The 24,445-nt window shown below is 61.2% G+C and carries 25 protein-coding genes; 15 read left to right on the top strand and 10 right to left on the bottom strand.

Going from position 1 to position 24,445, the window contains the following annotated elements:
- The first annotated feature begins 12 nt into the window (after positions 1–12).
- The 5 genes from B1781_RS21025 to B1781_RS21005 all read left to right on the top strand — a co-directional run bounded on the left by B1781_RS21025 (position 13) and on the right by B1781_RS21005 (position 6,974).
- On the top strand, positions 13–879 hold the full coding sequence (locus B1781_RS21025) for a response regulator (RefSeq protein ID WP_078121528.1): 867 nt from the start codon (positions 13–15) through the stop codon (positions 877–879).
- Positions 880–896: 17 nt separating this feature from the next.
- Positions 897–1,235, top strand: coding sequence for an ArsR/SmtB family transcription factor (locus B1781_RS21020; protein ID WP_078121527.1), 339 nt, complete (start codon positions 897–899; stop codon positions 1,233–1,235).
- A 204-nt stretch (positions 1,236–1,439) separates the two neighbouring features.
- Entirely contained in the window at positions 1,440–2,516 is a 1,077-nt protein-coding gene (gene zapE / locus B1781_RS21015; protein WP_078121526.1) for a cell division protein ZapE, read from the top strand.
- Positions 2,517–2,686: 170 nt separating this feature from the next.
- Positions 2,687–3,742, top strand: coding sequence for an efflux RND transporter periplasmic adaptor subunit (locus B1781_RS21010; RefSeq protein ID WP_078121525.1), 1,056 nt, complete (start codon positions 2,687–2,689; stop codon positions 3,740–3,742).
- Positions 3,735–6,974 (top strand): efflux RND transporter permease subunit, encoded by a 3,240-nt coding sequence (locus B1781_RS21005; protein ID WP_078121524.1) that lies wholly within the window; start codon positions 3,735–3,737, stop codon positions 6,972–6,974. The genes B1781_RS21010 and B1781_RS21005 overlap by 8 nt, the downstream gene beginning before the upstream one ends.
- A gap of 433 nt (positions 6,975–7,407) precedes the next feature.
- Here B1781_RS21005 and B1781_RS21000 read toward each other — a convergent pair whose 3' ends face one another.
- Entirely contained in the window at positions 7,408–8,631 is a 1,224-nt protein-coding gene (locus B1781_RS21000; protein ID WP_078121523.1) for a TraB/GumN family protein, read from the bottom strand.
- Positions 8,632–8,735: 104 nt separating this feature from the next.
- Here B1781_RS21000 and B1781_RS20995 point away from each other — a divergent pair, with 104 nt between their 5' ends.
- Positions 8,736–9,137 (top strand): hypothetical protein, encoded by a 402-nt coding sequence (locus B1781_RS20995; RefSeq protein ID WP_078121521.1) that lies wholly within the window; start codon positions 8,736–8,738, stop codon positions 9,135–9,137.
- Positions 9,134–9,577, top strand: coding sequence for a hypothetical protein (locus tag B1781_RS20990; RefSeq protein WP_078121520.1), 444 nt, complete (start codon positions 9,134–9,136; stop codon positions 9,575–9,577). The genes B1781_RS20995 and B1781_RS20990 overlap by 4 nt, the downstream gene beginning before the upstream one ends.
- Here B1781_RS20990 and B1781_RS20985 read toward each other — a convergent pair.
- The gene (locus B1781_RS20985) at positions 9,551–10,828 is read right to left on the bottom strand and encodes a TlpA disulfide reductase family protein (RefSeq protein ID WP_164513494.1); all 1,278 of its coding nucleotides are present in this window, start codon (positions 10,826–10,828) and stop codon (positions 9,551–9,553) included. The two genes, B1781_RS20990 and B1781_RS20985, sit on opposite strands and share 27 nt — an antisense overlap.
- Before the next feature lie 298 nt (positions 10,829–11,126).
- On the opposite strand from B1781_RS20985, the gene B1781_RS20980 reads away from it, so the two are divergent.
- The 4 genes from B1781_RS20980 to B1781_RS20965 all read left to right on the top strand — a co-directional run bounded on the left by B1781_RS20980 (position 11,127) and on the right by B1781_RS20965 (position 14,371).
- Positions 11,127–11,543, top strand: coding sequence for a hypothetical protein (locus B1781_RS20980; protein WP_078121518.1), 417 nt, complete (start codon positions 11,127–11,129; stop codon positions 11,541–11,543).
- 9 nt (positions 11,544–11,552) lie between these two features.
- Positions 11,553–12,038 (top strand): hypothetical protein, encoded by a 486-nt coding sequence (locus B1781_RS20975; RefSeq protein ID WP_078121517.1) that lies wholly within the window; start codon positions 11,553–11,555, stop codon positions 12,036–12,038.
- Positions 12,039–12,144: 106 nt separating this feature from the next.
- On the top strand, positions 12,145–13,632 hold the full coding sequence (locus B1781_RS20970; protein ID WP_078122171.1) for a protein adenylyltransferase SelO family protein: 1,488 nt from the start codon (positions 12,145–12,147) through the stop codon (positions 13,630–13,632).
- Positions 13,633–13,687: 55 nt separating this feature from the next.
- Entirely contained in the window at positions 13,688–14,371 is a 684-nt protein-coding gene (locus B1781_RS20965; protein ID WP_078121516.1) for a hypothetical protein, read from the top strand.
- 8 nt (positions 14,372–14,379) lie between these two features.
- On the opposite strand, the gene B1781_RS20960 is transcribed toward B1781_RS20965, so the two are convergent.
- Positions 14,380–15,078, bottom strand: coding sequence for an SIMPL domain-containing protein (locus tag B1781_RS20960; protein WP_078121515.1), 699 nt, complete (start codon positions 15,076–15,078; stop codon positions 14,380–14,382).
- Positions 15,079–15,191: 113 nt separating this feature from the next.
- The gene (locus B1781_RS20955) at positions 15,192–15,554 is read right to left on the bottom strand and encodes a sulfur globule family protein (protein WP_078121514.1); all 363 of its coding nucleotides are present in this window, start codon (positions 15,552–15,554) and stop codon (positions 15,192–15,194) included.
- 251 nt (positions 15,555–15,805) lie between these two features.
- On the opposite strand from B1781_RS20955, the gene B1781_RS20950 reads away from it, so the two are divergent.
- The 3 genes from B1781_RS20950 to B1781_RS20940 all read left to right on the top strand — a co-directional run bounded on the left by B1781_RS20950 (position 15,806) and on the right by B1781_RS20940 (position 19,365).
- Positions 15,806–17,197 (top strand): FAD-dependent oxidoreductase, encoded by a 1,392-nt coding sequence (locus tag B1781_RS20950; protein ID WP_078121513.1) that lies wholly within the window; start codon positions 15,806–15,808, stop codon positions 17,195–17,197.
- 142 nt (positions 17,198–17,339) lie between these two features.
- Complete coding sequence (locus B1781_RS20945) at positions 17,340–17,945, top strand: glutathione S-transferase N-terminal domain-containing protein (RefSeq protein ID WP_078121512.1); 606 nt, start codon at positions 17,340–17,342, stop codon at positions 17,943–17,945.
- Positions 17,946–17,952: 7 nt separating this feature from the next.
- A complete protein-coding gene (locus B1781_RS20940) occupies positions 17,953–19,365 on the top strand; it encodes a cryptochrome/photolyase family protein (RefSeq protein ID WP_078121511.1) in 1,413 nt (470 codons plus the stop codon).
- A gap of 20 nt (positions 19,366–19,385) precedes the next feature.
- On the opposite strand, the gene B1781_RS20935 is transcribed toward B1781_RS20940, so the two are convergent.
- From B1781_RS20935 to B1781_RS20915, 5 genes are all read right to left on the bottom strand, one after another.
- Positions 19,386–19,574 (bottom strand): hypothetical protein, encoded by a 189-nt coding sequence (locus B1781_RS20935; RefSeq protein ID WP_078121510.1) that lies wholly within the window; start codon positions 19,572–19,574, stop codon positions 19,386–19,388.
- A gap of 246 nt (positions 19,575–19,820) precedes the next feature.
- Positions 19,821–20,804: a MerR family transcriptional regulator gene (locus B1781_RS20930; protein ID WP_078121509.1), complete on the bottom strand. Its 984-nt coding sequence runs from the start codon at positions 20,802–20,804 to the stop codon at positions 19,821–19,823.
- A 116-nt stretch (positions 20,805–20,920) separates the two neighbouring features.
- The gene (locus tag B1781_RS20925) at positions 20,921–21,388 is read right to left on the bottom strand and encodes a DUF3429 domain-containing protein (protein WP_078121508.1); all 468 of its coding nucleotides are present in this window, start codon (positions 21,386–21,388) and stop codon (positions 20,921–20,923) included.
- 2 nt (positions 21,389–21,390) lie between these two features.
- Positions 21,391–21,912 carry a glutathione peroxidase gene (locus B1781_RS20920; protein ID WP_125932303.1) on the bottom strand — a complete coding sequence of 174 codons (522 nt, stop codon included), beginning with the start codon at positions 21,910–21,912 and terminating at the stop codon, positions 21,391–21,393.
- Between the two features lie 284 nt (positions 21,913–22,196).
- Positions 22,197–22,628 carry a hypothetical protein gene (locus B1781_RS20915; RefSeq protein WP_125932210.1) on the bottom strand — a complete coding sequence of 144 codons (432 nt, stop codon included), beginning with the start codon at positions 22,626–22,628 and terminating at the stop codon, positions 22,197–22,199.
- A 325-nt stretch (positions 22,629–22,953) separates the two neighbouring features.
- On the opposite strand from B1781_RS20915, the gene B1781_RS20910 reads away from it, so the two are divergent.
- Positions 22,954–23,739 carry a choice-of-anchor E domain-containing protein gene (locus tag B1781_RS20910; RefSeq protein WP_164513493.1) on the top strand — a complete coding sequence of 262 codons (786 nt, stop codon included), beginning with the start codon at positions 22,954–22,956 and terminating at the stop codon, positions 23,737–23,739.
- 57 nt (positions 23,740–23,796) lie between these two features.
- Here the strand turns inward: B1781_RS20910 and B1781_RS20905 are convergent, their stop codons facing one another.
- Positions 23,797–24,264: an RDD family protein gene (locus B1781_RS20905; protein ID WP_164513492.1), complete on the bottom strand. Its 468-nt coding sequence runs from the start codon at positions 24,262–24,264 to the stop codon at positions 23,797–23,799.
- Positions 24,265–24,445: the final 181 nt, after the last annotated feature.

Raw genomic sequence — 24,445 nt, 5'->3', positions numbered from 1 at the left:
AGACGGGTGCCAATGAAGCGTTATTCCGGATTCAAGTTGCTCGCCGTCGATGACAACGAGCACAACCTGTTCACCTTGCGCTCGCTGGTGCAGGAGCATATGGACGTGCAGATTCTCGAAGCGCGCGGTGGCGCCGAGGCACTCGAGATCGCGCAGGCCCATCCGGACATCGACCTGATCATCCTCGATGTGCAGATGCCCGAAGTCGATGGCTTCGAAACCGCACAGATGCTCAAGTCGCGTAAGAAGACGCGCGACATCCCGATCATCTTCCTGACAGCCGCGTTCAAGACCGAGGAGTTTCAACGCAAGGGCTACGACGTCGGCGCGGTCGACTACCTGCTAAAACCGATCGACGACAACCAGTTCCTCAACAAGATCAGTACCTACTTCCGGTTGATCGAAAAGGAACGCCAGCTAAATCAGGTGCTTGAAGAGCGGGTCGCACAGCGAACGGCTGAGCTGAATCAAGCCAAGCAGTATCTCGAGAACATCCTCAAGTACATGGGCGAGGCATTGCTGGTACTCTCTGCTGAAGGTGTTGTGCGCGAAGTAAATCCGGCAGCATGCGACATGCTCGGTTACGCACGCGACGAGTTGATCGGCATGTCGATCGGCGACGTGTTCGAAGAGGAAGGTCAGGAACAGGCGAATGCGTTCATGGGCACCTGGCTGGAGGCCCTGATCCGCACCGGCGCGTTGCGCGATATCGATGCGGCGTTCATTGCCAAGTCGGGCGAGCGTCTGCCTATACTCTTCTCGCGTACCGCGACGCTGAATGCCGATGGCGAGATCGAAGATATCATCTGCATCGCCAAGAACATGAGCGGCTACCGCAAGGTTTCCGACGACGTGGATGCGACAAGCGCGGCCGGCTGAATCTGTAGGAGTTTGCTATGACAGAGCCCATGGAACCGCAAGTACCGGATGACGAAGATCCGACGATGACGGCCAACGCGCTGAAGGCGATGGCGCATCCCTTACGCTGGAAGATCCTGTGCACTCTCGGTGATCGCGAGTTGTCGGTCGGCGAGATCGTCGAACAGACCGGCACATCGCAAAGCAATATCTCGCAGCACCTCGAGCAGTTGCGCAACAAGAACATCGTTACCTCGCGCAAGGAGGCCAACCGCATCTATTACCGCATCCGCAACGGCAAGCTGCTCGAGCTGATCGGTACGATGCGCACCGTGTTGTGCCCCGCCTATCTTGACGATCGCTATCCCGGCAGCTGAACAACGCAACGACGTCGCGACGCGCGAATCGGCGACTGACTATGCGAATTTGCAATGTTGCCCGCGGCGCATGGTTTGGCATAGTCACGGGCCCGGTACGCATTCGGCGGAATCGGAACTGAATTCGCTTTCGGTCTGCCGCGGTAATCCGCCATCCGTTTTCTAATGTTGTTTTTCCCAAGCTGAACAGGCGAACTGAGCTTCATGTCGCTGATAGCCCTGTACGAGACACGTATTGCCGACGAAGGACTGGCTGCCGACGCCGATCAGCGGCGCGTGCTCGAGGGTTACCAGCGTGTCAGCGATGCTTTGCGCCGACCGCAGGCTTCGGGTTGGAAGCGTTGGTTCAACAAGCCGGCACCGTCGATCCGCGGTTTGTATGTGTGGGGCGGGGTCGGTCGCGGCAAGACATGGCTGATGGATCTGTTTCACGATCACCTCAACGATGTGCCGAAGGCGCGCTTCCATTTTCACCGCTTCATGCAGCTGGTGCACCGTGAACTCACCGCGATCAAGGGCAAGCCGAATCCGTTGAAGCTGGTTGCCGAGCGCATGGCGCGCGACTGGCGACTGCTGTGTCTGGATGAGTTTCACGTGGTCGATATCGGCGACGCGGTGATCCTGGCCGGCCTGTTGCGCAGCCTGTTCGATCACGGGGTCACGCTGGTGACGACATCGAACGTCGCCCCCGACAACCTGTACAAAGACGGCATTCAGCGTGCGAGTTTTCTTCCCGCCATTGATCTGCTGAATGAACGCACCGAGGTCGTCGAACTCGGCGGAGACCGCGACTACCGCAAGATGATCCTCGAACAGGCGCAGGTGTACCACACGCCCCTGGGGCCGGAAACCGACCGGCATTTGGCCGACGAGTTTCAGCGCCTGGCCAACACCGAGGTGGTCGGCCCGGGCGACCTGGTGATCAACGGGCGCTCGATGCCCTACCGCCAACTTGCCGAGGACATGGTGTGGTTCGATTTCGAGGCGCTGTGCGGACCGCCACGCAGCAAGGACGACTACATCGAGCTGGCGCGCTGCCACCAGACGGTGTTTATCTCCGATATCCCGATCATGGGCGCGGCGCGCGACGATCGTACCCGGCGTTTCATCTTCCTGGTCGACGAATTTTATGACCGCCGGGTGAAGCTGGTGCTGAGCGCCGAGGCGCCGGCACCGCGCCTGTATATCGGTGAGCGGCTGGCGTTCGAGTTCCAGCGCACGCTCAGCCGTCTAAGCGAGATGCAGACCCCTGCATTTCTCGGTCGCCCGCATCTGGGTTGATCTCGCACAGAGCATCTTTTGCTCGAATTTCATACGCTTAGCCCTATTGTCACGGGGCTTGTCTACACTTGCACCCAACCCGGGAGGCAAAATCCCGTTCAAGGACTAACTTGATTAGTCGATAAAAATAACCTATATAAGCAAATCATTATTTAATCAGGATGGTTACGATGAGGTTGATCGGACGTTCACTGGCGTGGGGAATGGCTTTCCTGTTGTGTTGTGGCAGCCCGTTGGCGTTGGCGGACGAGATTGAGACGGTCGCGGTCGAGCGCTCGGATCTGCCCCGGCTGTTCCGCTTAGACGGCGTCGCCGAGGCGGTAAACAGCGGAACCGTATCGGCGCAGACGTCCGGCAGAGTCGTCGAGGTCAACTTCGATGTCGACGATTTCGTCGAAGATGGCTCGATCCTGGTGCGCCTGGAAAATCGCGCCCAGAAGGCGGCCGTCGCCCAGGCCGAGGCCAACCTGAAGGCCGCGCGGTCGAAGAACGACGACGCCCTCAAAGAGTACAACCGCATTAAAGGCGTTTATGCCAAAAAGCTGGTCTCGAAAGCCGACATGGACCGCGCGACAGCCGCACTGCAGCAGGCGCGCGCCGGCGTAGAGGCAGCGACGGCAGCCCTCGAACAGGCGCAGCAGGAACTCGATTACACCGAGGTCAAGGCGCCGTACAACGGTATTGTCACCGAGCGCCAGATCGAGGTCGGCGAAACGGCCCAGCCGGGCAAGCCGCTGATGTCGGGCCTGTCGCTCGACACCATGCGCGTCACGGTTGACGTACCGCAGAACCTGGTTGACTCGATCCGCGCCGAGCGTAAGGCGCAGGCCAAGATCGGCAACCAGTGGGTGCCAGCTGCCGATGTCACGGTATTCCCGGTGGCCGATCCGCGCTCCGATACGTTCAAAGTCCGCTTGCGTCTGCCCGAAGGGCTCGAGGGCGTGTTCCCCGGCATGTACGTCAAGGTCGGCTTCGTTGCCGGTGCACAGAAGATGGTGACCGTGCCGCTGGCGAGCGTCGTGTTCCGCTCCGAGGTCGTTGGTGTGTACGTGGTCGCCGAAGACGGCAAGGTCTACTTCCGCCACATCCGCGTCGGTTCATCGGCAGGCCCGGATCGGGTCGCCGTGCTATCGGGTCTGAAGGAAGGCGAGCGTATCGCCGTCGACCCGGTGGCGGCCGGCATCCTGCTGAAGTCGCAACGGACTGCGCAGGTGGACAATGGCTAAACTCGGTTTTTCCGGCTCCATAGCGGGCCGTTTTCAGGCGACCCAGATCACGCCGCTGCTGGCCGTGGTCGGCATGCTGCTCGGCATCTTTGCGGTCATGGTGACCCCACGCGAAGAAGAGCCGCAGATCAACGTCACCTTCGCCAACGTCTTCATTCCGTTCCCGGGCGCCTCGGCGCGCGAGGTCGAGAGCCTGGTCGCCTCGCCGGCTGAGCAGGTACTCGACGAGATCGACGGCATCGACCATGTGTACTCGACATCGATGCCGGGTATGGCGGTACTCACCGTGCAGTACCTGGTCGGCGAGGACCGTACCGATGCGATCGTGCGGCTGTACAGCAAGATCATGTCGAACCAGGACTGGCTGCCCGAAGGTGCGGGCGTCGGCTCACCGATCGTCAAACCCAAGGGTATCGACGATGTGCCGATCGTCACCGTGACCCTGTGGGCACAGGATGATCAAAACGGCGCGTTCGAACTCGGTCAGGTCGCGCATGCGATCGAATCCGAATTGAAGCGTGTGCCCGGCACGCGCGACATTTACACGATCGGCGCCGCCGACCACGTGGTCGCGGTAGAACTCGATCCGCAGGCCATGGCGTCGCACGGCCTCGATCCGCGCGATCTGCGGCGCGCATTGCAGTCGGCCAACATCACCCAAGACAACATCCGCGTGCAGGCCGACGACAGCGAGTTGCTGGTTCAGGCAGGCGTGTTTCTGAGTCATGCCGACGAGATCAAAGACCTGGTGGTCGGCGTCTACGAAGGCAAGCCGGTCTTCCTGCGCGATGTCGCCACCGTCAATCGTGGGCCTGATGTTCCCTCGCAGTATGTCTGGACCGGCGCAGGTCCGTCGACTTCGGACAAGGCGCTCGCCGCGAGTGTCGAGGCCCCGGCGGTCACCCTGGCGATCGCCAAGAAGCCGGGCACCAACGCTGTCGAGATTGCCAAGCGCGTTATCGATCGCTTCAAGCAGCTCGAAGGCATCTACATTCCCGACGGTATCGGCGTGCAGGTCACGCGTAACTACGGCGATACCGCCGACGCCAAGGCCAAGAAGCTGATCAGCAAGCTGGTGTTTGCTACCGGCTCGGTGGTCATCCTGGTGTTGCTGGCGCTGGGTTGGCGCGAGGCATTCATCGTCGGCTCGGCGGTCGTCGTGACGCTGGCGGTGACCTTGTTCGCCTCGTGGGCCTGGGGCTTCACGCTCAACCGGGTATCGCTGTTCGCGCTGATCTTCTCAATCGGTATCCTGGTCGACGATGCGATCGTGGTGGTCGAGAACATCCACCGTCACCTGTCGATGGGCACCAAGAAGTTGCTCGATGCGATCCCGGTCGCGGTCGACGAGGTCGGTGGGCCGACCATCCTGGCGACCTTCACGGTTATTGCAGCGCTGCTGCCGATGGCGTTCGTGACCGGCCTGATGGGGCCATACATGAGCCCGATCCCGATCAACGCCTCGATGGGTATGTTGATCTCACTGGTGGTCGCGTTCGTGTTCACGCCGTGGATGAGCAACCGCATGCTCGCCAGTGTCGCCGACAAGTTCGCCCATCACGGCGACGAACACGGCAGTTCGGGCCTGGAGAAGTTCTTCGACCGCATCATGTCGCCGTTCCTGATTGGCGGCAAAGGACACCTGAATCGCTGGTTCCTGCTGTTCGGCATCCTGATCCTGATTGCGCTGTCCATCCTGTTGGTGGTCAACAAGTCGGTCATCCTCAAGATGCTGCCGTTCGACAACAAGTCGGAATTCCAGATCGTGCTGGATATGCCGGAAGGCACCAGCCTGGAGCAGACCACCCGCGTCCTCAACGAGATCGGCACCTACCTCGGCACCGTGCCCGAGGTGACCGACTACCAGGTGTATTCCGGCACCGCTGCGCCGATCAGCTTCAACGGCCTGGTACGCCAGTACTACTTGCGTGAAGGGGCCCACCTGGGCGACATCCAGGTCAACCTGACCGACGCCAAGCACCGCGATCGCAAGAGCCATCAGATCGCGCTGTCGGTGCGCAATCCGGTACAGGAGATCGCCAAGCGGCATAACGGCAACGCCAAGGTCGTCGAGGTGCCGCCGGGTCCGCCGGTACTGTCGCCGCTGGTCGCCGAGGTCTATGGCCTCGACTACGAAGGCCAGATCGCTGCGGCCAAGGCATTGCGCCAGACGTTCGAGAACACGCCCGATATCGTCGATGTCGATGATTCGGTCGAGTATCCGTCCGAGAAGGGCGTGGTGCTGGTCGATCGCGCCAAGGCGGCCCGCCTAGGCGTATCACAGTCGGCGGTGGTCGAGGCATTGAGCATTGCGCTGGGCGGCGAAGACATGAGTTTCCTGCACGCCAGCCATCACAAGTATGCGGTGCCGATCCGCGTGCGCTACAGCGAGGCCGACCGCGCCGATCTGTCACAGGTGCTGGCGCTGAAGGTACGCAGCGAGAGCGGTGCGCTGGTGCCGCTGTCGGAGGTCGTCGCAGTAGTGCCTGCGGTGCGTGAGTTCAGCATCCAGCACAAAGACCTGCTGCCGGTGGTGTACGTAACCGGCGATATGGCCGGTGTGACCGACAGCCCGTTGTACGGCCTGTTCGAGATCTCGGCGACGCTCGACGAGCAGGGTGGACCGGAGCAATGGCTGCTGTCGCAACCGCTCAATCCGTACGACTACAGCATCAAGTGGGACGGCGAGTGGCAGGTGACCTACGAAACCTTCCGCGACATGGGCATCGCGTATTCGGTCGGACTGATCCTGATCTACCTGCTGGTGGTGGCGCAGTTCCGGTCGTACCTGGTGCCGCTGATCATCATGGCGCCGATCCCGTTGACCGTGATCGGCATCCTGCCGGGACATGCCCTGGTCCAGTTGCTGACCGGCGCCGGGCAGTTCACCGCCACGTCGATGATCGGCATGATCGCGCTGGCCGGCATCATCGTGCGCAACTCGATCCTGCTGGTCGACTTCATCAACCAGGAAGTACGCGAGGGTGTGGACTTCGACCGGGCGGTGATCCGTTCGGCCGCGGTGCGCGCCAAGCCGATCGTGTTGACCGGGCTGGCGGCGATGGCCGGTGCGTTCTTCATCCTCGACGACCCGATCTTCTCCGGTCTCGCGGTGTCGCTGATCTTCGGCCTGCTTGTGTCAACGATCCTGACGCTGGTGGTGATCCCGGTGGTGTACTACGGCGTGATGTTCAAGCGGGTCGATCAGATCCGTGCCGGCGAGGCCGCCTGATCCCGGTTTTCCAGGCTCCAGACAGAACAAACCCCGCATAAGCGGGGCTTGTTCTGCACAGTTTTTCGGAGAATTAACCAAATCTCCACGGGAGTCCCGTTTGGGTTGGAATCTTGGAGAGTCCGCAACCAGCTACACAACGAGCGTGGCAGTGGCAGTCCGCTGATGCCGCTCTAGCGGCACGCCACAGGAGGGGGCGTTTGATTGCTGGCTACAATCTGTGTGCCACCACTCGGGCGCATCTGGGCGTTCCCCAAGCATTCCGTTTTCGCCGATCGCTGTCGGCGATGGTCCTGACTTTCGTCAGTAAACGAATCCTAACTGCTGCCCGCAAGTCATTGAAGATGGGGAAATACCTAGGGGAATTCCCGACAGCTTGCTAAGGCGTTGTCGTACAAGGATTCAGGCCACAGTTTAGGATCTGACGTCTCATTCAACTGTTAAGCCGGTCATAGATCAGGAAGCCGGCCAGGTAGGTTCCCGCGGCGGAACCCAGGGTGCTCAATAGGAATACAAGGAGTGTGCGTGACACCCGGTTGCGCCACCAGCCTTTGAGTTCAGTGGTGTCCTGGCGCAGGCGGCCGAAGTCGCCAACGCGCGGTTTGCGCAGCCATAGCTCCGCGGCTGCGGTGACCATACCGGCCCCGATCGTCGGGTTGAGCGAGGTGATCGGCGCGGCCAAAAAGGCCGTGACGACGGTCAATGGGTGGGCGGCAGCGAGCAGTGCGCCCAGCGCGGACAGGCCGCCGTTGATCAGCACCCAGTCGCGCACCATCTGCCAGCCCAGGTCCGGGTTGCGGCTGAAGCCCATGTAAAAGCCGGTGAACACCAGCGCCACGATGATCCAGGGAATCGCCTTCGGCCATTTGGTCTTGGGCGGCACCGAGTCGAGCAGCTTGGCCGTTTCGGCCGGGTCGTCGGTATCGCCGAGGTGCATGGCGATGCCCTTGAGGTGGCCGGCGCCGACCACTGCCAACATCGAGCGGCCCGGGTGTTCGGCGGCAGCCGCGCGCAGCTTGGCCGCCATGTAGCGGTCGCGTTCGGCGATCAGCGGTTGGAACAGGTCTTCGCGATCGTGGGCAAACTCGGCGAAAGTGGTTTCGAGTACGTCGCCTTCCTTAAGGTGCTCGATGTCTTCCTCACTGACCTCCTCGCGCGAGATCAGGCTGGTGATCAGGCCGGTGAACAGCACCGCGCGCCGCCACCAGCTGAGGCTGCGGGCGGTGCGTTTGAGGGTCACGCCGATCTCGCGATCGATCAGCACGACCGGCAGCCCGTGCACATCGGCCTGGCTGACGGCCATGCGCATCTCGGCACCCGGTTCGATACCCAGTTGTTCACCCAGACGTTGCTGGTAGGCGGCCATGGCCAGGTTGGCCATGACCATCGCGGCCTTGCCCTGACGTACGACCTGCATCAGGTCGAGCTCGGCCAGCCGGTCGGGATTGTTCAGCGCATCGAAGCGGCTGGGACACAGCTCGATCGCCACGGCTTCGTATTGCTTGCTGTCGAGCAGGGCTTCGACTTCCTCGGCACTGGTACGCGAGACATGCGCGGTGCCAAGCAAAGTGATCTTGGTTTCTCCGAGCTGGATCTCACGAATCAGCGTCGACGCCTTGTCGGCGTCGTCTGGCGCCGTGTTCTCGACTACCGACATGAACGACTCCTTGATAGGGGCGCACATAATAGCAGTGTATTGTCGGTGACAGGCCGTCTATACCTTATTACCATTACTGAATCCCTCACGATCAAAGGCATCCGATGCGCGTCTTCATACTCGTCCTTGTCCTGCTGTTTACGATCCCCGCCTGCAGAACCAATCCGTTTTCCGAGACTCCGGAGTTTCTGGAATCGCAGGTCAAGACATTCGAAGGCGTCGTGCGCTGGGGGGCGCTGGAGAAGATGTACCTGTTCCTGAAGCCGGACCCGGACAACCCGATCAAGGTGCAGCCGGGCCTCGACAACGTGCGGGTAACCGGTTACGAAATAGGCAATCCCTTGACGCGGCTCGAAGACGGCCGCTGGGTGCAAACTGTGGTGATCGACTATGTGCTGCAGGATCGCCAGGTCGTGCGCCAGATCGTCGACTACCAGGTGTGGGTCAGTGACGATGAAGACCGCAAGAAGTGGTATCGCGAGAATTCGCTGCCGCAGTTTCGTTGATCTGGGATCCCACTGAGTTCCTCGCCGCCCGCCAGGCTGCGGGCGATGACGGCAAGACCTTTCTGCTCGGCTTTGAAGGCGAGCGATGCGCGTTCGCGGTGGCCGCGGGATTACGGGGTGACGAAGACCACCCCGGTTTTCTGGCCTTCGGCCGCTATCTTCTGACCCACCGATTCGACTGCAACGAATACACCCTGCTGCTACCGGCCGACATCGACGGTGTGCCGTTGTACGCGATGGAGCATTGCCGTATCGGCGAGCCGCCGTCGTTTGCCCTGATCGATGCCGCCGGCATCAGGGATACCCGGTTCGACGGGCGACCGCTGATCGGCGAGTTGCTCAAACCCGTCAGTGGCCTGCCGGGGTTGCTGCGGCGCGAGCTGGATGCGCGTTTCGCTGCGCTGCAGGTGCCGTTAACGGTCGGTGGCAACGGCCGCTGAGGTATCGTCCAGCAACGGTCGCAGCGTTTCGATCACTTCCTGGCTGCTCCAGTCGAATGCGCCGAACACCGCGTAGCGGATGCGATGTTGGCGGTCGAGCACCAGCGTCGTCGGAAAGGCATAGACTCCCCAGCGGCGCAGGGCCTCACCGTCCTGGTCCATCAGCACCGGAAACTCGATCGGCTTGTCTTTGAGGAAGTCTTCCATCACGGCGACCGAATCGCCGACATCGACTGCGAGAATCTCCAGGCCTTCGCCATGCAGTTGGCGATACAGGCGCTGCAGCGACGGGATCTCTTCGACGCAGGGCGGACACCAGGTCGCCCAGAAATTCACCAGCACGACCTGACCACGAAGTTGGGCAAGGTCCATGTCGCCGGCGCGCAGGGTCGGCAAGGTGAGCTCCGGGGCCTGCTTCGGGTCGGGAAACGGCCGCAGCAGTTCAGAGTTGCTCGGCTGTTCCGGTCCGTACGGTTCGGTACCCAGGGCAACGGGTGTGACCGGGGTGCCGCCGTAGCCGTCGAGCATCTGCATGGCCTGTACGAGTTGAGCGGGCAGCTTTTCGGTCGCCGCGGCTTCGGCGTCGGTGTAATCGGGGCGCGCATAGTAGCCGTCGGAGACCTTCGGCAGGCGATGCAGGAACACCGGACTGCCGCCTTGTTCGAGCTGAGCGATGTCCTGTGCGATGCGCCAGTAGCCGCCGGAGTCTTCCGGCTGCAGGATGTAGATCGGCAGGTTCGATGCCGTGGCGATGGGCAGGTATTCAGCGGCCTCGCCGCCTTGCGGCGTGCGCACGAACAGGCGAGGGCTGAAGGCCATCAAGCCGCGCAGCTTGCCGGTATCGTCTGTGTGTTCCTGCCAATCGTGTACCGCATTGAGCGCCAGGGCGACGGTGCGGCCTTCACCCATCAGGTAAACCGCTTTCTCATCCTTGTGCACGGCATCGGTTATCAGGGCGGCGATCGCAGCGGGGTCGACATCATTCAGACTGTATCGCCCGACCGGCAGAAACCAGGCGGCGTGCAGGTCGGGCATCCAGACTTCGACACCGCGTTGGCTCAATGCCGTCGCCAGTGCGCTGCGCCTCGGACTGTTGCCGAATTCCGACGACAGCCAGACGATACGGGCGGCGCCGTCGGCCGCGTGGATGGTGACTGGGATTTCGTCACCGTCGGGTGTTTCCACGGTGTACTCGGCCAGGCTCGGCCCGGCGACCAGGAACAGCGTCAGCAGAACGAGCAATCGGGACATGCCGGATACCAAGCGTGCAGGCGACAACAGGCGCACAGTATAAGGCAATCGATTTGGCGTTTCGTCGTTTTGGATGCGCCGCCAGTCGCTAAGGTGCACCGCGTGTGCCTCGACATTTGCGGCAGCGGAATCCGGTCGTCGATGTGACGTGGCCGGCGGTATGCGCGACCCGGTGGTTGATGTCCACTCGGCGCATCCGTATTCTGGCGCCGCGCCTGCCGCTTGGCAGAGCAGTGAAGTCATCTGTATCGCCGACGCGCATGGATGTGTGATCCGACAACCCGAAAAGGAATTCGAAATGCCTGACATACCGAGCAATATCAACGGCGTGACCGTCGAGTTTTCGCCCAACGTGAACAAGGCCGTCGATCAACGCGTGATCGATGCCCTCAAGGTCGTGGTGAAGCCGCAGGTGGCTGCCGGTCACATGCTCTCCAAGATCTACATCTCGTCGGCCAACGATCAGCACCAGTTTCCGAGTCGGCACGTGCAAGGCAACGGCAAGGCGGTCGACATCTCGCGTATCAACGATATGAAGATGGCCGCGTACTATCCGTCCAACACCACGGTCAAGGCGGTGGTGGATGCCATGCAGACGGCGTTCGAAGGTTATGTCCATCGGCGTGAGAACTTCGGTCCGTCATTTAAGAAAAAGCTCGGAAGCGCGCACCCGGTTTCCGGTCACAACGACCACATCCATTTCTCTGTGAACTAGGGCGGGTTGATGAAAGCCACGGTATTGCTGTTGTCATTGTCGCTCGCCGCCTGTGCCCATGGCGGCGCCGGCAACGGGGTGCACGATGAGCCGGACGACGCGGGCCTGTACAAGGCCATGTCGATCGGCAAGGTCATCACGTTGAACGAGCTGCAACCGGAAATCGACAAGGATCTGTCGGTGAGGTTGTACCAGGTTCCAACGATGGATCAGGACTGCTTCGTCGAAACACACGGCATCTGTCAGTACGAATACTATGTGGCCGTGTCGACCTTCGATGAATACCCGCAGGTGAATGTCTACAAGCTCGCTACCAAGGGCGAGCTGGCCGAGATCGCATGGGTTTCCGATGATCGGGTTGACTATGTCGAGCTCGACGTCACTCTCAATCGTTACACCAGCGAGGCCTTGCGCAACAACAAGGCACTCGACAGCGCGGCAACGCGGATTCGTCTGAAGCTCAGCCCGACGGCGATGGAAGAGGTCGTCCGCTAGCGTACATTGGGGCCCAGGAAGGGGCACCGGTCAGGCTGTTTCCGGTCCCGATTCCCGTGAGCAGCGCGGGTTGATAACTCATCGGGTGCGCCGCAGCATGTTGTCGATGAAAACCCTCGATCAGCTCAGGTTCGACAACACCTATGCACGTCTGCCCGGCGCGTTTCATGCCCGTGTGCAGCCGACACCGCTGCAAGACGTTCACCTGGTGAGCATCAGCGAGCGTGCGGCTGCGCTGCTCGAACTCGACCCGCACAGCATCCGTGTAAACGGCGCGGTGGCGCGGCTGAGTGGTTCGGCCGAATGGCCCGGCACCGAACCGGTCGCGATGTGCTACGCCGGTCACCAGTTCGGTCACTATGTGCCGCAGCTGGGTGACGGTCGGGCGATGATTCTCGGCGAGGTGGTCAACGATGCCGGTGAACGCTGGGAGTTGCAGCTCAAGGGCGCCGGGCTCACGCCGTTCTCGCGTGACGGCGACGGGCGTGCGGTGTTGCGCTCGACGATCCGCGAGTACTTGTGCTCCGAGGCCATGCATGGTCTCGGCATCCCGACGACTCGTGCGCTGTGCATGTTCAACAGTGCCGAAGAGATCTATCGCGAACGCATCGAAAGCGGTGCGCTGCTGGTGCGCATGGCGCCGAGCCACGTGCGCTTCGGATCGTTCGAGGTGTTCTTCTACCGCCAGCAGTATGCGGCGCTGAAAGATCTGGCCGACTACGTCATCGATCACAACTATCCCCAGCTGCGCGAACAGCCACAGCCCTATCTGGCGCTGCTGACCGAGGTGGTCGAGCGCACCGCGCGCCTGATGGCGCAGTGGCAGTTGGTCGGGTTTGCGCACGGCGTGATGAACACCGACAACATGTCGATCCTCGGGCTGACCCTGGACTATGGTCCGTTCGGTTTTCTCGACGCCTACGATCCCGGTTTCATCTGCAACCATTCCGACTACCGCGGCCGCTACGCCTTCGATCAGCAGCCGTCGATCGGCTTGTGGAATTTGACCTGCCTGGCGCAGGCGATGCTGCCGCTGTTCGATGACGACAACGGTGAGGCCGCGGTCGAGATGGCCAAGGCGGCCTTGGCGGGATACGAGCCGGCAATCGCCCAGCACTATGCGCAAGGCCTGCGCGCCAAGCTGGGCCTGATCGATGAGCGCGACGACGATCAGAATCTGGCGCAGCGCCTGCTCGACCTGATGGCCGGTAGCGGCGTCGACTACACCAATTTGTTTCGCGACCTGTCGGGCCTCGCACGCGACGTGCCGGCCGACGATATCTCTCTGCGCGATCGCTTCATCGATCGCGAGGCGTTCGATGCCTGGGCACGCGACTACCGCGCACGCCTCGAGGCCGAATCGAGTGAGGATTCGGCGCGCAGGGAGCGCATGAACCGGGTCAACCCGCGCTACATCCTGCGCAACTACCTGGCACAGCACGCGATCGCGCAGGCCGAGCAGGGTGACTACGCAGAGGTCGACCGGTTGCTGAACCTGTTGGCCACGCCCTACGAGGACCAGCCGGGCATGCAGGCCTATGCTACCGAGCCGCCCGACTGGGGGCGGCATCTCGAGATCAGTTGTTCGTCGTGAACGGGTAGAATGGAAGACCTCGCAGATTTCCCGCATCCGGTTCAAGAAAAGCCCTATGTCGATCCCGTTCAGCCAACTCCCCGGTCGCCACGAACGCCACTACCGGCGCAAGTTGGACAACCCCTTGTTTCCGGGCGGCCCGCTTGCGCGCGACGATGATTTCCTGCTCGACTGCCAGCGGCGCGATCACGAAGAACTGATCGCCTTTCTCGACGAGCTGCGCAGCACCGTGCAGCGTGCCGTCGATCTCAAGCCGAACGAGGGCAGCGAGGTGATTCTGGCGCTCAAGGAGCAACTCGATCGTCTTTATGAGCAGTCGGCCGGGCTGGCCGAAGACCATGCCACGAACCAGGCGGCTATCGTGCAGTTGGTCGACGTGATCATGCGCAATGTCGAGCACGGCGCCGGCGGCGATCCGCAGGCGATCGACGAACTCGCCCAGGAGCGCGCCGCGCGCCAGACCCATTTCGAGCTGCTGAAGCAACCGCTGGTCGCCGACCTGCTGCACCCGCAAAGCGCCATCGGCAAGGACGAACTGGCAGCGACGCTGCTGTCCGAATCAGAAGACGCGGTCGCCGCCGCGTTGCAGTTGTTCGACCGTGAACAAACCAGCGAGCTATACGTGGCAGCCAACCAGTGCGTGGAATCCCAGCGTGATGTCGACGAACCGGTGCGCCAGCGACTAGCGCAGATCGGGGCCCATCTTGCGCAGTTGGGACAGGACGCCCGGGTCAACTGATCTTGCGGTCAGTTGTCGCTGACCTCGATCTCACCAGACACGCTGACCTGCATCGATTGGGTGCCGGCATCGATCGCCGCGGGTGCGGGTGCGAAATCGGCCTCGGCATGCATCACCGCGCCGCGCATCATCGGCATCGGGTTCTGGCGACCGTCGTTGATGTCCAGCCGCACGATGCGGTAGCTGCTGCGCCCGAGTGACTTGGCGACCGTAGCGGCACGCTGCTGAAAACGGCGCAATGCGTTGTCGGTCAGCGCGTCCAGATGCTTGCGGCGCTGCTCTTCCGATACCTGGTAATTCAGCGATTGCACCTGCAACTGTTGCTGCAGCTTACCGATCAGGTCACCGAGCACGCGCGCGTCGCGGCTCTCCAGGCGCAACGATTGATTCACCCGCCATCCGCGGATCGCTGATTTGTTGTACACCGGCTGGGTGTTGTAACCGAGCGTCTGTGACTTGACCTCGCTGTGTTCCTTGGCCAGCTTCAGCGCCCAGTCCATGATCCGGTTGACCTCGTCCGCCGGCTGCGCGGCGTCGCTGCCCTCTGCCTGGGCGAACAGCACGGCGACCAGCTGGTCGTTGTCGACGTCCTGCGATGCGGATTCGTTCAGCGTCACCCGGTTGTAGGGCAGTTCCTCTTGTGCAGCGAATGTGGCGGGGGAAATGGCCGCGAGCGAAAGCAGGGTGAATATGAACAGGGTTCGCATGCTGAATCTCCGTTGCTCAGTGGGCGCACAGCATAGCGCAACGAAAAACCCCGTACCGAGGTACGGGGTTTCATTTTTACACCGCGGCCCCGGTCGAGGCCTGAAGGTGTGACTTACTGGGCTTCTGCTTCCGGTGCAGCGGGCGCAGGAGCAACCGGAGCGGGCGGCGCATAGCCGTACGGAGCATAGCCGTACGGACCACCCCAGTACGGGGCGTTGTAGTTGTAGCCACGGCCGTAACCGTCGCCATAACCGTAGCCATTGCCGTAACCACGCATGTTGGTGTGACCGCGGCCCGAGAAGTTCATGCTGAAGGTGCCTTCACCAGCAGCATCGCCGGCACCGTCCAGTACGCCATTGCCATAGCCGTTACCGTAGCCATAGCCATTGTTGTAACCATTGTCATAGCCGTTGCCCCACCAAGCACCGGCTTGGGCAGAAGCGAGGACGGCAACGAGTGCGATGGTCTTTTTCATGATCGAGTTCTCCGTATGTTTTCGTCGTGAGCCTGGCTCATCGGTTGTGAGGTTGCCGCCTGTGGGGAGCGGCTCGGCGATACTGCCTGCCGTTGATGAAAAGTATATAAGCAAATACTAAATAATCAATCGGGGTGAGTTGATCTGGCGCAATACAGGGAATGAATCAATGACGAGGTCGAAAAAAACCTCATGAGCAGTAAATGCTTGATGCCGCTATGCTCGAAAAAATTAATGCTGGAGACTGCTTTATGAGCCAGGTTTTTGATTTGCTGATCGTCGGTGGTGGAGTCACCGGGTCGGCGCTGCTGTATTTGACGTCGAAATACACGGATATCAAGCACGTCGGCATGCTCGAGAAGTACGCCGCCCCTGCGCGCGTTAACTCGTTGCACAGCAACAACAGTCAGACGCTGCACTGCGGCGATATCGAGACCAACTACAGTCTCGAGAAGGCCCTGAAAGTGCAGCGCGCCGCGCGCATGGTCGAGAACTACGCCACGGTGCAACCGGACATCGACCACCTGATCTTCCGCTACCCGAAGATGGTGCTGGGCGTCGGCGCCAACGAGTGCCAGCAACTGCGTGAGCGCTTCGAGATGCTGTCGCCGCACTATCCGCGCCTCAAGCTACTCGAACTCGACGATATCGCCGGCATCGAGCCTGCGGTCGCCACCACCAACGGCCGGCCGCGTACCGAAGAGATCGTCGCGCTGGGCTCGGAGAACGAATACACCGCCGTGAACTTCGAGGCGCTGGCCCGCTCGTTCGTGCGCCAGGCGCGTCGCTGCGAGGGCACCGAGGTCGAGGTTCACTACAACACCCGCGCGCATCACATCAAACAGGATGGCGAGTTGTTCACGGTCGACACCGGCGAGGCCAAGTTCCAGGCGCGTTCGATCGTCGTCTGCGCCGGCGGTCACAGCCTGCAGCTGGCGCACGACTTGGGCTACGGCCACCATTTCTCAGTGCTGCCGGTCGCCGGCAGCTACTACTTCACCCCACAGGTACTGCGCGGCAAGGTGTACACGGTACAGAACGACAAACTGCCGTTCGCCGCGATCCACGGTGACCCGGACGTGATGGTGCCGGGCAAGACGCGCTGGGGGCCGACCGCATTGGTGCTGCCGGTGCTCGAGCGCTACAACTGGGAAACCTTGAAGGACTTCCTACGCGTGTTCCGTTTCGACCGCAAGGTCTGGGACGTGCTGTACGACCTGCTCAAGGTCAAGGACATCCGCAACTACATCCTGAAGAACTTCCTGTTCGAGATCCCGATCCTGCGGCGCGGCCTGTTCCTCAAGGATGCGCGCAAGATCGTGCCGGATCTGAAGTACAAAGACCTGAAATTCGCCCACCACGTCGGCGGCATCCGGCCGCAGCTGATCGACAAGGACAACCGCAAGCTGATGATGGGCGAGGCCAAGATCGATACCGGTGTCGGCGCGATCTTCAATATGACCCCATCACCGGGCGCCACCTGCTGCCTGGAGAATGCCGAGGTCGACATGCGCTCGGTCGCCGAATTCCTTGGCGCGACCGTCGACGAAGAACAGTTCGCGAAGGATCTGCTGGTCAACGACCAGCGCCACGAAGGCAAAGATCTGCCGTCGCACATCATCAGCGGCGCCGACGCCGCCTGATCTGGACATGCCACCGGGCGGCCGCTGGGCAAGCGGCGGCCGCGACCGGATAATCGCGGAACAACAAGATCCGCGAATTGTCCTGAATGTCTGTTCAGGCCGAGGCGCGAAGAACAATAAGCTGAGTCCTCAAGGGGGCGACATGTTGCTACGCCACTCGCATACCTCGCCTTATGTGCGCAAGGTCATGGTGATGCTGCACGAGATCGGTTTGGCCGATCGCGTCGAAGCCGAGACCGTCGATGGTTGGTCAGAACCCGATCATCTCACCGCCGAAAATCCCCTCTCGATGGTGCCGACCCTGGTCGCCGACGATGGCACCACGCTGTACGACAGCCCGGTGATCTGCGAATACCTCGACCACCAGCACGACGGGCAACCCATGATCCCGCTCGATGGCGAGGCGCGCTGGCAGGTATTGCGCGAACAGGCGCTGGCCGACGGTGTACTCGACAGTGCGGTGCTGATTTTCATGGAAACCATCAAGCGCCCCGAAGAGAAGCGCTGGGAATGGTGGATCGACCTCAAGCGGCGTGCAATCAGCCGCACTCTCGACCTCTTCGAGAACGACATCGAGCAGCTCGCGGAGCGTATCGATCTGGGCACGCTGAGCCTGGCGGTGGCGCTCGGTTATCTCGACCTGCGCGGTGCGGTCGGCACGTGGCGCGACACCCGTCCGGCACTCAGCGAATGGTACGCCGGAATGGCGCAGCGGCCGTCGATGCTGGCTACCGAGCCGCCGGCCTGACGGCGACGTGAGTCTCGCAATCGTCTGGTTTCGCCGCGACCTGCGGCTGGTAGACAACCCCGCCGTCGCCCGGGCCGCGGCCAGCCATGACGACGTCCTCGGCGTGTATATCCATGCCCCCGGTGAGGAGGGCGACTGGGCACCGGGCGGCGCATCCAACTGGTGGCTGCACCATGCGCTCGCGGATCTGAACGAGCAGCTCGGCGGCAGGCTGCTGATCTGCGAAGGCAAGAGTCTCGACACCCTCAAACACCTCGTTGAACAGACCGGGGCCGATGCCGTGTACTGGAACCGGCTGTACGAACCCGCCGCGATCGAACGCGATACGGCAATCAAGCAGGCGCTGCGCGATCAGGGCCAGGTCGCCGAGAGCAGCAACGCTGCGCTGTTGTATGAGCCGTGGGAGGTGCAGACCAAGCAGGGTGGGCCGTACCGCGTGTTCACGCCGTTCTGGAAGCGGCTGCTCGAATTCGAGCTCCCCAAGGCCGACAGCGACAGCACGCCGGATACACCCTGGGTGAGCATCACCAGGAAAAAGAAATCACTCGCCGCCGTGGCCCTGGACGACCTCGGCCTGCTACCGAAGATCGACTGGGATCAGGGCATCGCCAAGGCATGGAAACCGACCCGCGCGGGTGCCGAGGCGCGACTCGATGAGTTTCTCGCGACTGAGGTAAAGGACTATGACAGCGGGCGTGATTTTCCGGCGCAGGAGACGGTATCGAAGTTGTCGCCTTACCTGCACTTCGGTCAACTCGGTCCGCGTGAGATCGTCGCCGCGTGTGGGCGCAAAAAATCCGCGTCGGCGTTTCTGCGCGAGGTCGGCTGGCGCGAGTTCGCCCATCACCTGTTGTTCCATTTTCCGCATACCACCGACGCTCCGCTCGACGAGCGCTTCGCCGACTTCCCCTGGCGCAAAGCGCGCAAGGATCTGGTCGCCTGGCAACGCGGCCAGACCGGGATCCCGATGGTCGATGCCGGTATGCGTCAGCTATGGGCGACTGGCTGGATGCACAACCGGGTTCGCATGATCGTCGCCTCGCTGCTGACCAAGAACCTGCAGTTGCCCTGGCAGGAAGGCGCCAAGTGGTTCTGGGATACCCTGGTCGATGCCGACCTGGCCAACAACAGTCTCGGCTGGCAATGGACGGCGGGCTGTGGCGCGGATGCCGCGCCGTACTTTCGCATCTTCAACCCGGTGTCGCAGGGTGAGAAGTTCGACGTACACGGCGAGTATGTGCGCCACTGGGTGCCCGAGCTCAAACAGCTGCCGGACAAGTGGGTTCACCGCCCGTGGGAAGCCCCGGCCGAGGTGCTCGCAGAGGCCGGCGTTGAGCTTGGTCGGAATTATCCGTCGCCGATCGTCGATCTCAAAGACAGTCGCAAACGCGCGCTTGAGATCTGGGACAAGATCAAGTAACGCGTTTCGTCCGCCGGGTATCAGTGGTCGTTGCTGACCTTGTTCGGCAAGGCGCTGCCGCCGGGCCGGTAGCCATCCTGACCCGCACACTGGGTCTGATAGGCGGCGCGACGGCGCAGGTAGGCGACCTTGCGGATGTCGCTGTGATGATCGGCGTCGGGTGAAGAGGCACCAGCCGTTACGGCCGACGCAGCATGTTTATTTGTCATCGTTGTTCCGGGTACGCGAAGCGAGTGGCAATAGATCGTCAGCGTCGTCTCGCTCTTTAATTTTTCTGCCCGCGAAACGACTGCTGATATCTATAGTCCGCCTGTGTGACTTTTGTGTGACGCGACGCATGAAGCGGCACCCTCGTGCCACTTCTTGTCGCAGTTTGCTGACGTGGATCAGCTTTCCTCGCCGCCTGACTACCGGGCTTCCCGGGAATGGAATGTGCCCCTGTCGCCCGGCCTCGTTCAGTGCCGGTGGTCGGGCTCGGGCACCTCGATGCCTTCGACCTCGGCCAGGCGTTCGAGCGCGACCTCCATCAGCCAGCGGGCGCGGGCCGTCATCTGGTGCAGATAGCCGTGCAGCGCGGCGTCTTGTTTGGTTGCGACCTCGCATTGCGCGCTGTACGCCTCGAACGCCGAGAGCTGCTCGATCAGTCCGGCCGTGTGGTGCGGACACTCGCATTCCAGGCTGGTGGTTACCTGCGACAGGTGGATGAGCTGGTCGTGCGAGAAGCGCCGCGGCGGGATCGGTTCATTGTTGGCGATGCGCGGATTCCAGTCGGGCGGACTCCAGTCGAAGCGCTTGGTCTGGGTGACCTGGCAATGCTGCCAGATATGCTCGAGCGCTACCGGCGCCCGCAGGGTCTGCAGGCCGTAGCGTTGCAGCTGGGCCACGATGTTCGACGGACTGAACGCATAGATCACGATGATGCGTTGGGCGCGCCGCCGCAGCTCGGCGCTGTTGAGGTCGCGCGCCAGGGTACGGTCGAGAAACGGCAGCTCGATGATCAAGGTGTCGCATTCGGTCTCGTCTTCGAGGAACGCCGGCAGATCGGTGTAGGCACCGGCAAGCTCCAGGCCCTCGGGCATGCTCTCGGTATTGCAGGCGCGTACCGAGATCGCCTGGCCGACCACGCAGACTTCATGCTGCCCGCTGCCCAGCGGTGGCAGGTTGGCCGGCTGCGCATTGTTCAGGCGTTGGTTCAGCTCCTCGATGTTCAGGTTGGCGACCGTGCTGATCGCGTAGCCTTGATCGACCAGCGTCTTGATCATGGTCAGCCGGGTGACGTCCTGCTGGCTGTACAGCCTGCCGCCCTTGGGCGTGCGCTGTGGTTCGACAATGTCGTATCGCCGTTCCCAGATGCGCAGGGTGTCGGGCGAGATCCCGGTTAGCCGCGAAACGGCGCCGATCCGATAGGCGCCATGGTGCTCGTTTGATCGTGTCGTCATGGCTTACTCCTGGCTTGTGTGTCTGCATGCCTGGCTGCAGATCGTTTTGATGCTTTTCGATAGTGCGCGCTCACACCGGTTGGCAGCGGGGTAGCGAAGTCGTGCGTTGCGCTGCGTCATGTCGCAAGCCCTGCGGGGGTCGTGAAGCCTGCGAGCAGTAGCGCGACAACGACGATCGAGGTGAGTTGCAGTCGCAGCCTGCGGTAGGCATCGTCGAGTACCGGCAGCAGTCGGCGGTCGACGAACAGAATCGCCGCGAACAGAAAGGCGTAGCCAAAGAATGCGGAGGCCGGTGGTAGTGCCAACAGGGTCCACGCGATCAGCGCCGGCATGATGCCCCAGCGCAGGCGGGCATGCGGCAATGGATCGTGACGGTCGGCGGCGACGCCCCAATGCACGGCCCCGAGAAAGCTCGCAATCACGGCCGCGTAGTGGCGCAAGGTATCGGTCGCGACGCTTGTCCAGGCAGGCTGCGGGTTGCTGGCGATGACTACCGCGCAGGCAATGAATGGAATCAGTCCGGCGTAGCCGAGCCATGCGCGCTCGCGTTGCCACGCGGTGCTTGTGCTTGCTGTTTCGGGCATGGTCAGAGTTGCGCCTCGATGGCTTTGACAATGGTGCCGCTCTGCGGGCCGGTGAAGCTCAGGTAGTTGTCGACCAATTTGCCGTCGCGCCCGATCAGGTACTTATGAAAGTTCCACTTCGGGTAGCGCCCGGCGGTTTCGGCGAGGTTGGCGAAAAAGGGAGCGGCCTTGCCTTTCTTCACGTGGGTCTTGGCGAACATCGGGAACTTGACGCTGTAGGTCAGCCGGCAGAAGTCCTTGATCTGCTGTTCCGATCCGGGCTCCTGGCCGCCGAAGTCGTTCGATGGAAAACCCAGTACTACCAGTCCCCGGTCACCGTATTCGGCGTACAGCGCCTCGAGGCCCTCGTACTGATCGGTGAAGGCGCATTTGCTTGCCGTGTTGACGACCAGCACCACCTTGCCGCCGTAGGTCGCTTTGAGATTGACCACTTCGTCGTTATCCAGTCGGCGCACGTCGTAATCGAGCAGATCGCGGGTCTGCGTGTCGCCGGCATGTCCAGATCCAAACCCGAAAATTGCCATGAGTATCAGCACCTTGACCGAGGAATGTTTAGGTATTTTGGTCATCGTTTCGCATTGCGGCATGTGTTGTTTAGGAAATGTATAGCTTATGCTGCAGATGAACGCAAACCCACGGCCCGTGGGTGTTTAGAAAACTGAACAAAAGCAGACGGGCGCCACAACACAGGTCGTTTGCCGGTTCGGAGCGGATGCGCAACGAGTTGGAGTGCGGGCCGATACCACCTACGGCCGGGCGAATGAGTCGCGCGCAAACAGGCGCAATGATGAGCGGGTAGAAGCGCTCTTCAGCTATGTACTTTGACGTGTACGCCGATGTGTTCCCGGTTGTGCGCCAACACCTCGCGCAACCGTTGCTGCCATGCCTGAAGCGCTGCGTCGTTGGCTGCGGATGGCTCTTTGAGCATTCGCCAACCGTGGTCGTCGACGTCGATCCACTTGCCGTCGAGGCCGATCACACCGGTGGTCGTGAAGTCATCAGGGAGGTTGCGGACAAAGCTCGCATTGGCCAACAGCTCGGCGCGCTCGTTGGGGAAGCTGGCGGCAAGCTCGGTGTCCGGCGGTAGGTTGGTGTCGGCGAATACCCAGTAGTCCCAGTGACGGTTCTCGATGGAGTCATCGTCGTCCCAGTCGAGCTCGTGTGCATCGAGTGCCTTGTTCAATGAGGCCTCGATGCTCTCAGTGGTGTTTTCGATCAGGACGATGATGTTCGCTTTCATTTTTGGTCGTTGTGGTTCGATGTAGACGTAAGCGTACACAACAAGATCGCGAGAGTGGATGCCACGCAGTTTCATTGCAAAGCCCGCTGTTCGAATGTCATTTACGACCGGCAACATACTGTGCCGTGCTTTGCGATCATCTTGTTGGTAGGACGGTTCTCTCACCCGGTAGTCGATCACTCGACCACAGGAGTTCGAGATTTTTATTCTCCTAAAGCACGCTATCTAGAAGCGTATGCGGTTGTTTCGGCGTTGTTGTTTATTTATCATTTCAGCGCCACTTAGACCGCATCCAAAACGAGAATAACAAATGTCGATTTCTACTTTGTTCCAACGCGCCGGCTTCGGCGTCGCGCTTACTATCGCTGCAACTACAACTGCCAACGCTGCACTGATCGGGGGTATCGGGGCACCACCTGATGATCCTGGGTACTTCCGCGTGGGGGCTGTGGCCGATACCGGATACAGTAATTCCAGTTGGGTAACACGCTCGAATTCCGATCATCACACCGTGTCCCTGGAAGGCTTCGATTCCACCCAAGGCGTACTAACGGGGGTGTCGTTCAGGCTGCGTACCTATATCACCTACTCAGCGATGTTCGCCGCGAAGGATCCAACCTTCTGCCAATACTTCTGCGAAGATGACGCTCAGGGTTACGGCTCGATGAGTGGTTTTGTCGGCGTCACGCTGCCGGGACAGGCGGATACATTCCATTATGCCTGGTTGTACAAGGCGTTTAGCGCCGATCTGTACTGCGCCGGTGATGGGCTGAGTGGGTGTATGTCGACCAACTGGGGTGACCCGGCTACGCTGGGTGATCAGTCGTTGCTGATCGACGACGCCGCTTTGCTGGCGACTTTTATCGATCAGCCGATCCTGATTGGTGTGCATGCTTGGGCGTCGACGCAGACGGGCGAATGTTCCGACGATGAAGATCTCTGTCGAACGCAATCGATCTCACGGATCAGCGGTATCATCGACATCGAATATCAATTCGAAGCATTTGCCGACGATCCGGCAGGCGTTGCCTCGCCTGGAACGCTTGCCTTGTTGAGCGGTGGGCTTGTCTGGTTGCGCCGCCGCGATCTCAAAAACGAAACTCGCGGCTAATCGAACATCAAGTGGGTCGATTACGTCGACCCACTTGGTTTAGCCCGCGGCATATCGTTACCGCACCTTCACGACATAGGTCTTCGGTATGCTGTCATGCCAGCCCCGGCCATTGTCGATGATGAGGAAAGAAAAGGCCTCGAAAGGGATCATGCGTGCGAATGATCTGCCGACAATCTGTCCCAACGATGCAGGCAGTCCGTCTTCGTTGACTACCCGCGTTCCGGTAATCAACTTACCGAGGGTTCGACCCGTCGTGGCTTCGAGCGTCACGTAGTACAACAGGGTCAGCACGGCGCCATAGACCAGGTCGGGTATCGATTCCAGATAGGCGAGGCCTCGCTCCTCAAAGAGCACGTAGGTTGCCAATCCAATAATCAGCCCGAGAATCATGAGGCCGATGTAGTCGATGAACAGGTTCGCGATCCGCAGGCCTTTGCCCGCAGGCACGACCTCGATTGACTCGGGTGGTTGTGCCTCGACGTGACTTTTCGGCGGGGTATAAGGAGAGTATTGGTCGTTCATTGTGGAGTTCCTTTCCATCGGCAATGCCGCAGTCTGCGGTCATAGATACTTATTCAATCGTGCAAGTGCACGCCAAGATAAGTCATCGCAACAAGCTACCGCGCGGCAGCTTTTGCCTATCCCGGCCGCCAAATTTACCACTACGAAGACGCAATAGTGGCCAGGCCGGGCAAACTCCGGA

This window comes from Thiosocius teredinicola, assembly GCF_002009425.1.
Classification (GTDB): Bacteria; Pseudomonadota; Gammaproteobacteria; order Chromatiales; family Chromatiaceae; genus Thiosocius; species Thiosocius teredinicola.
Note: the sequence above shows the minus strand (reverse complement) of the source record. Positions and strands in the feature narration are given on the sequence as shown.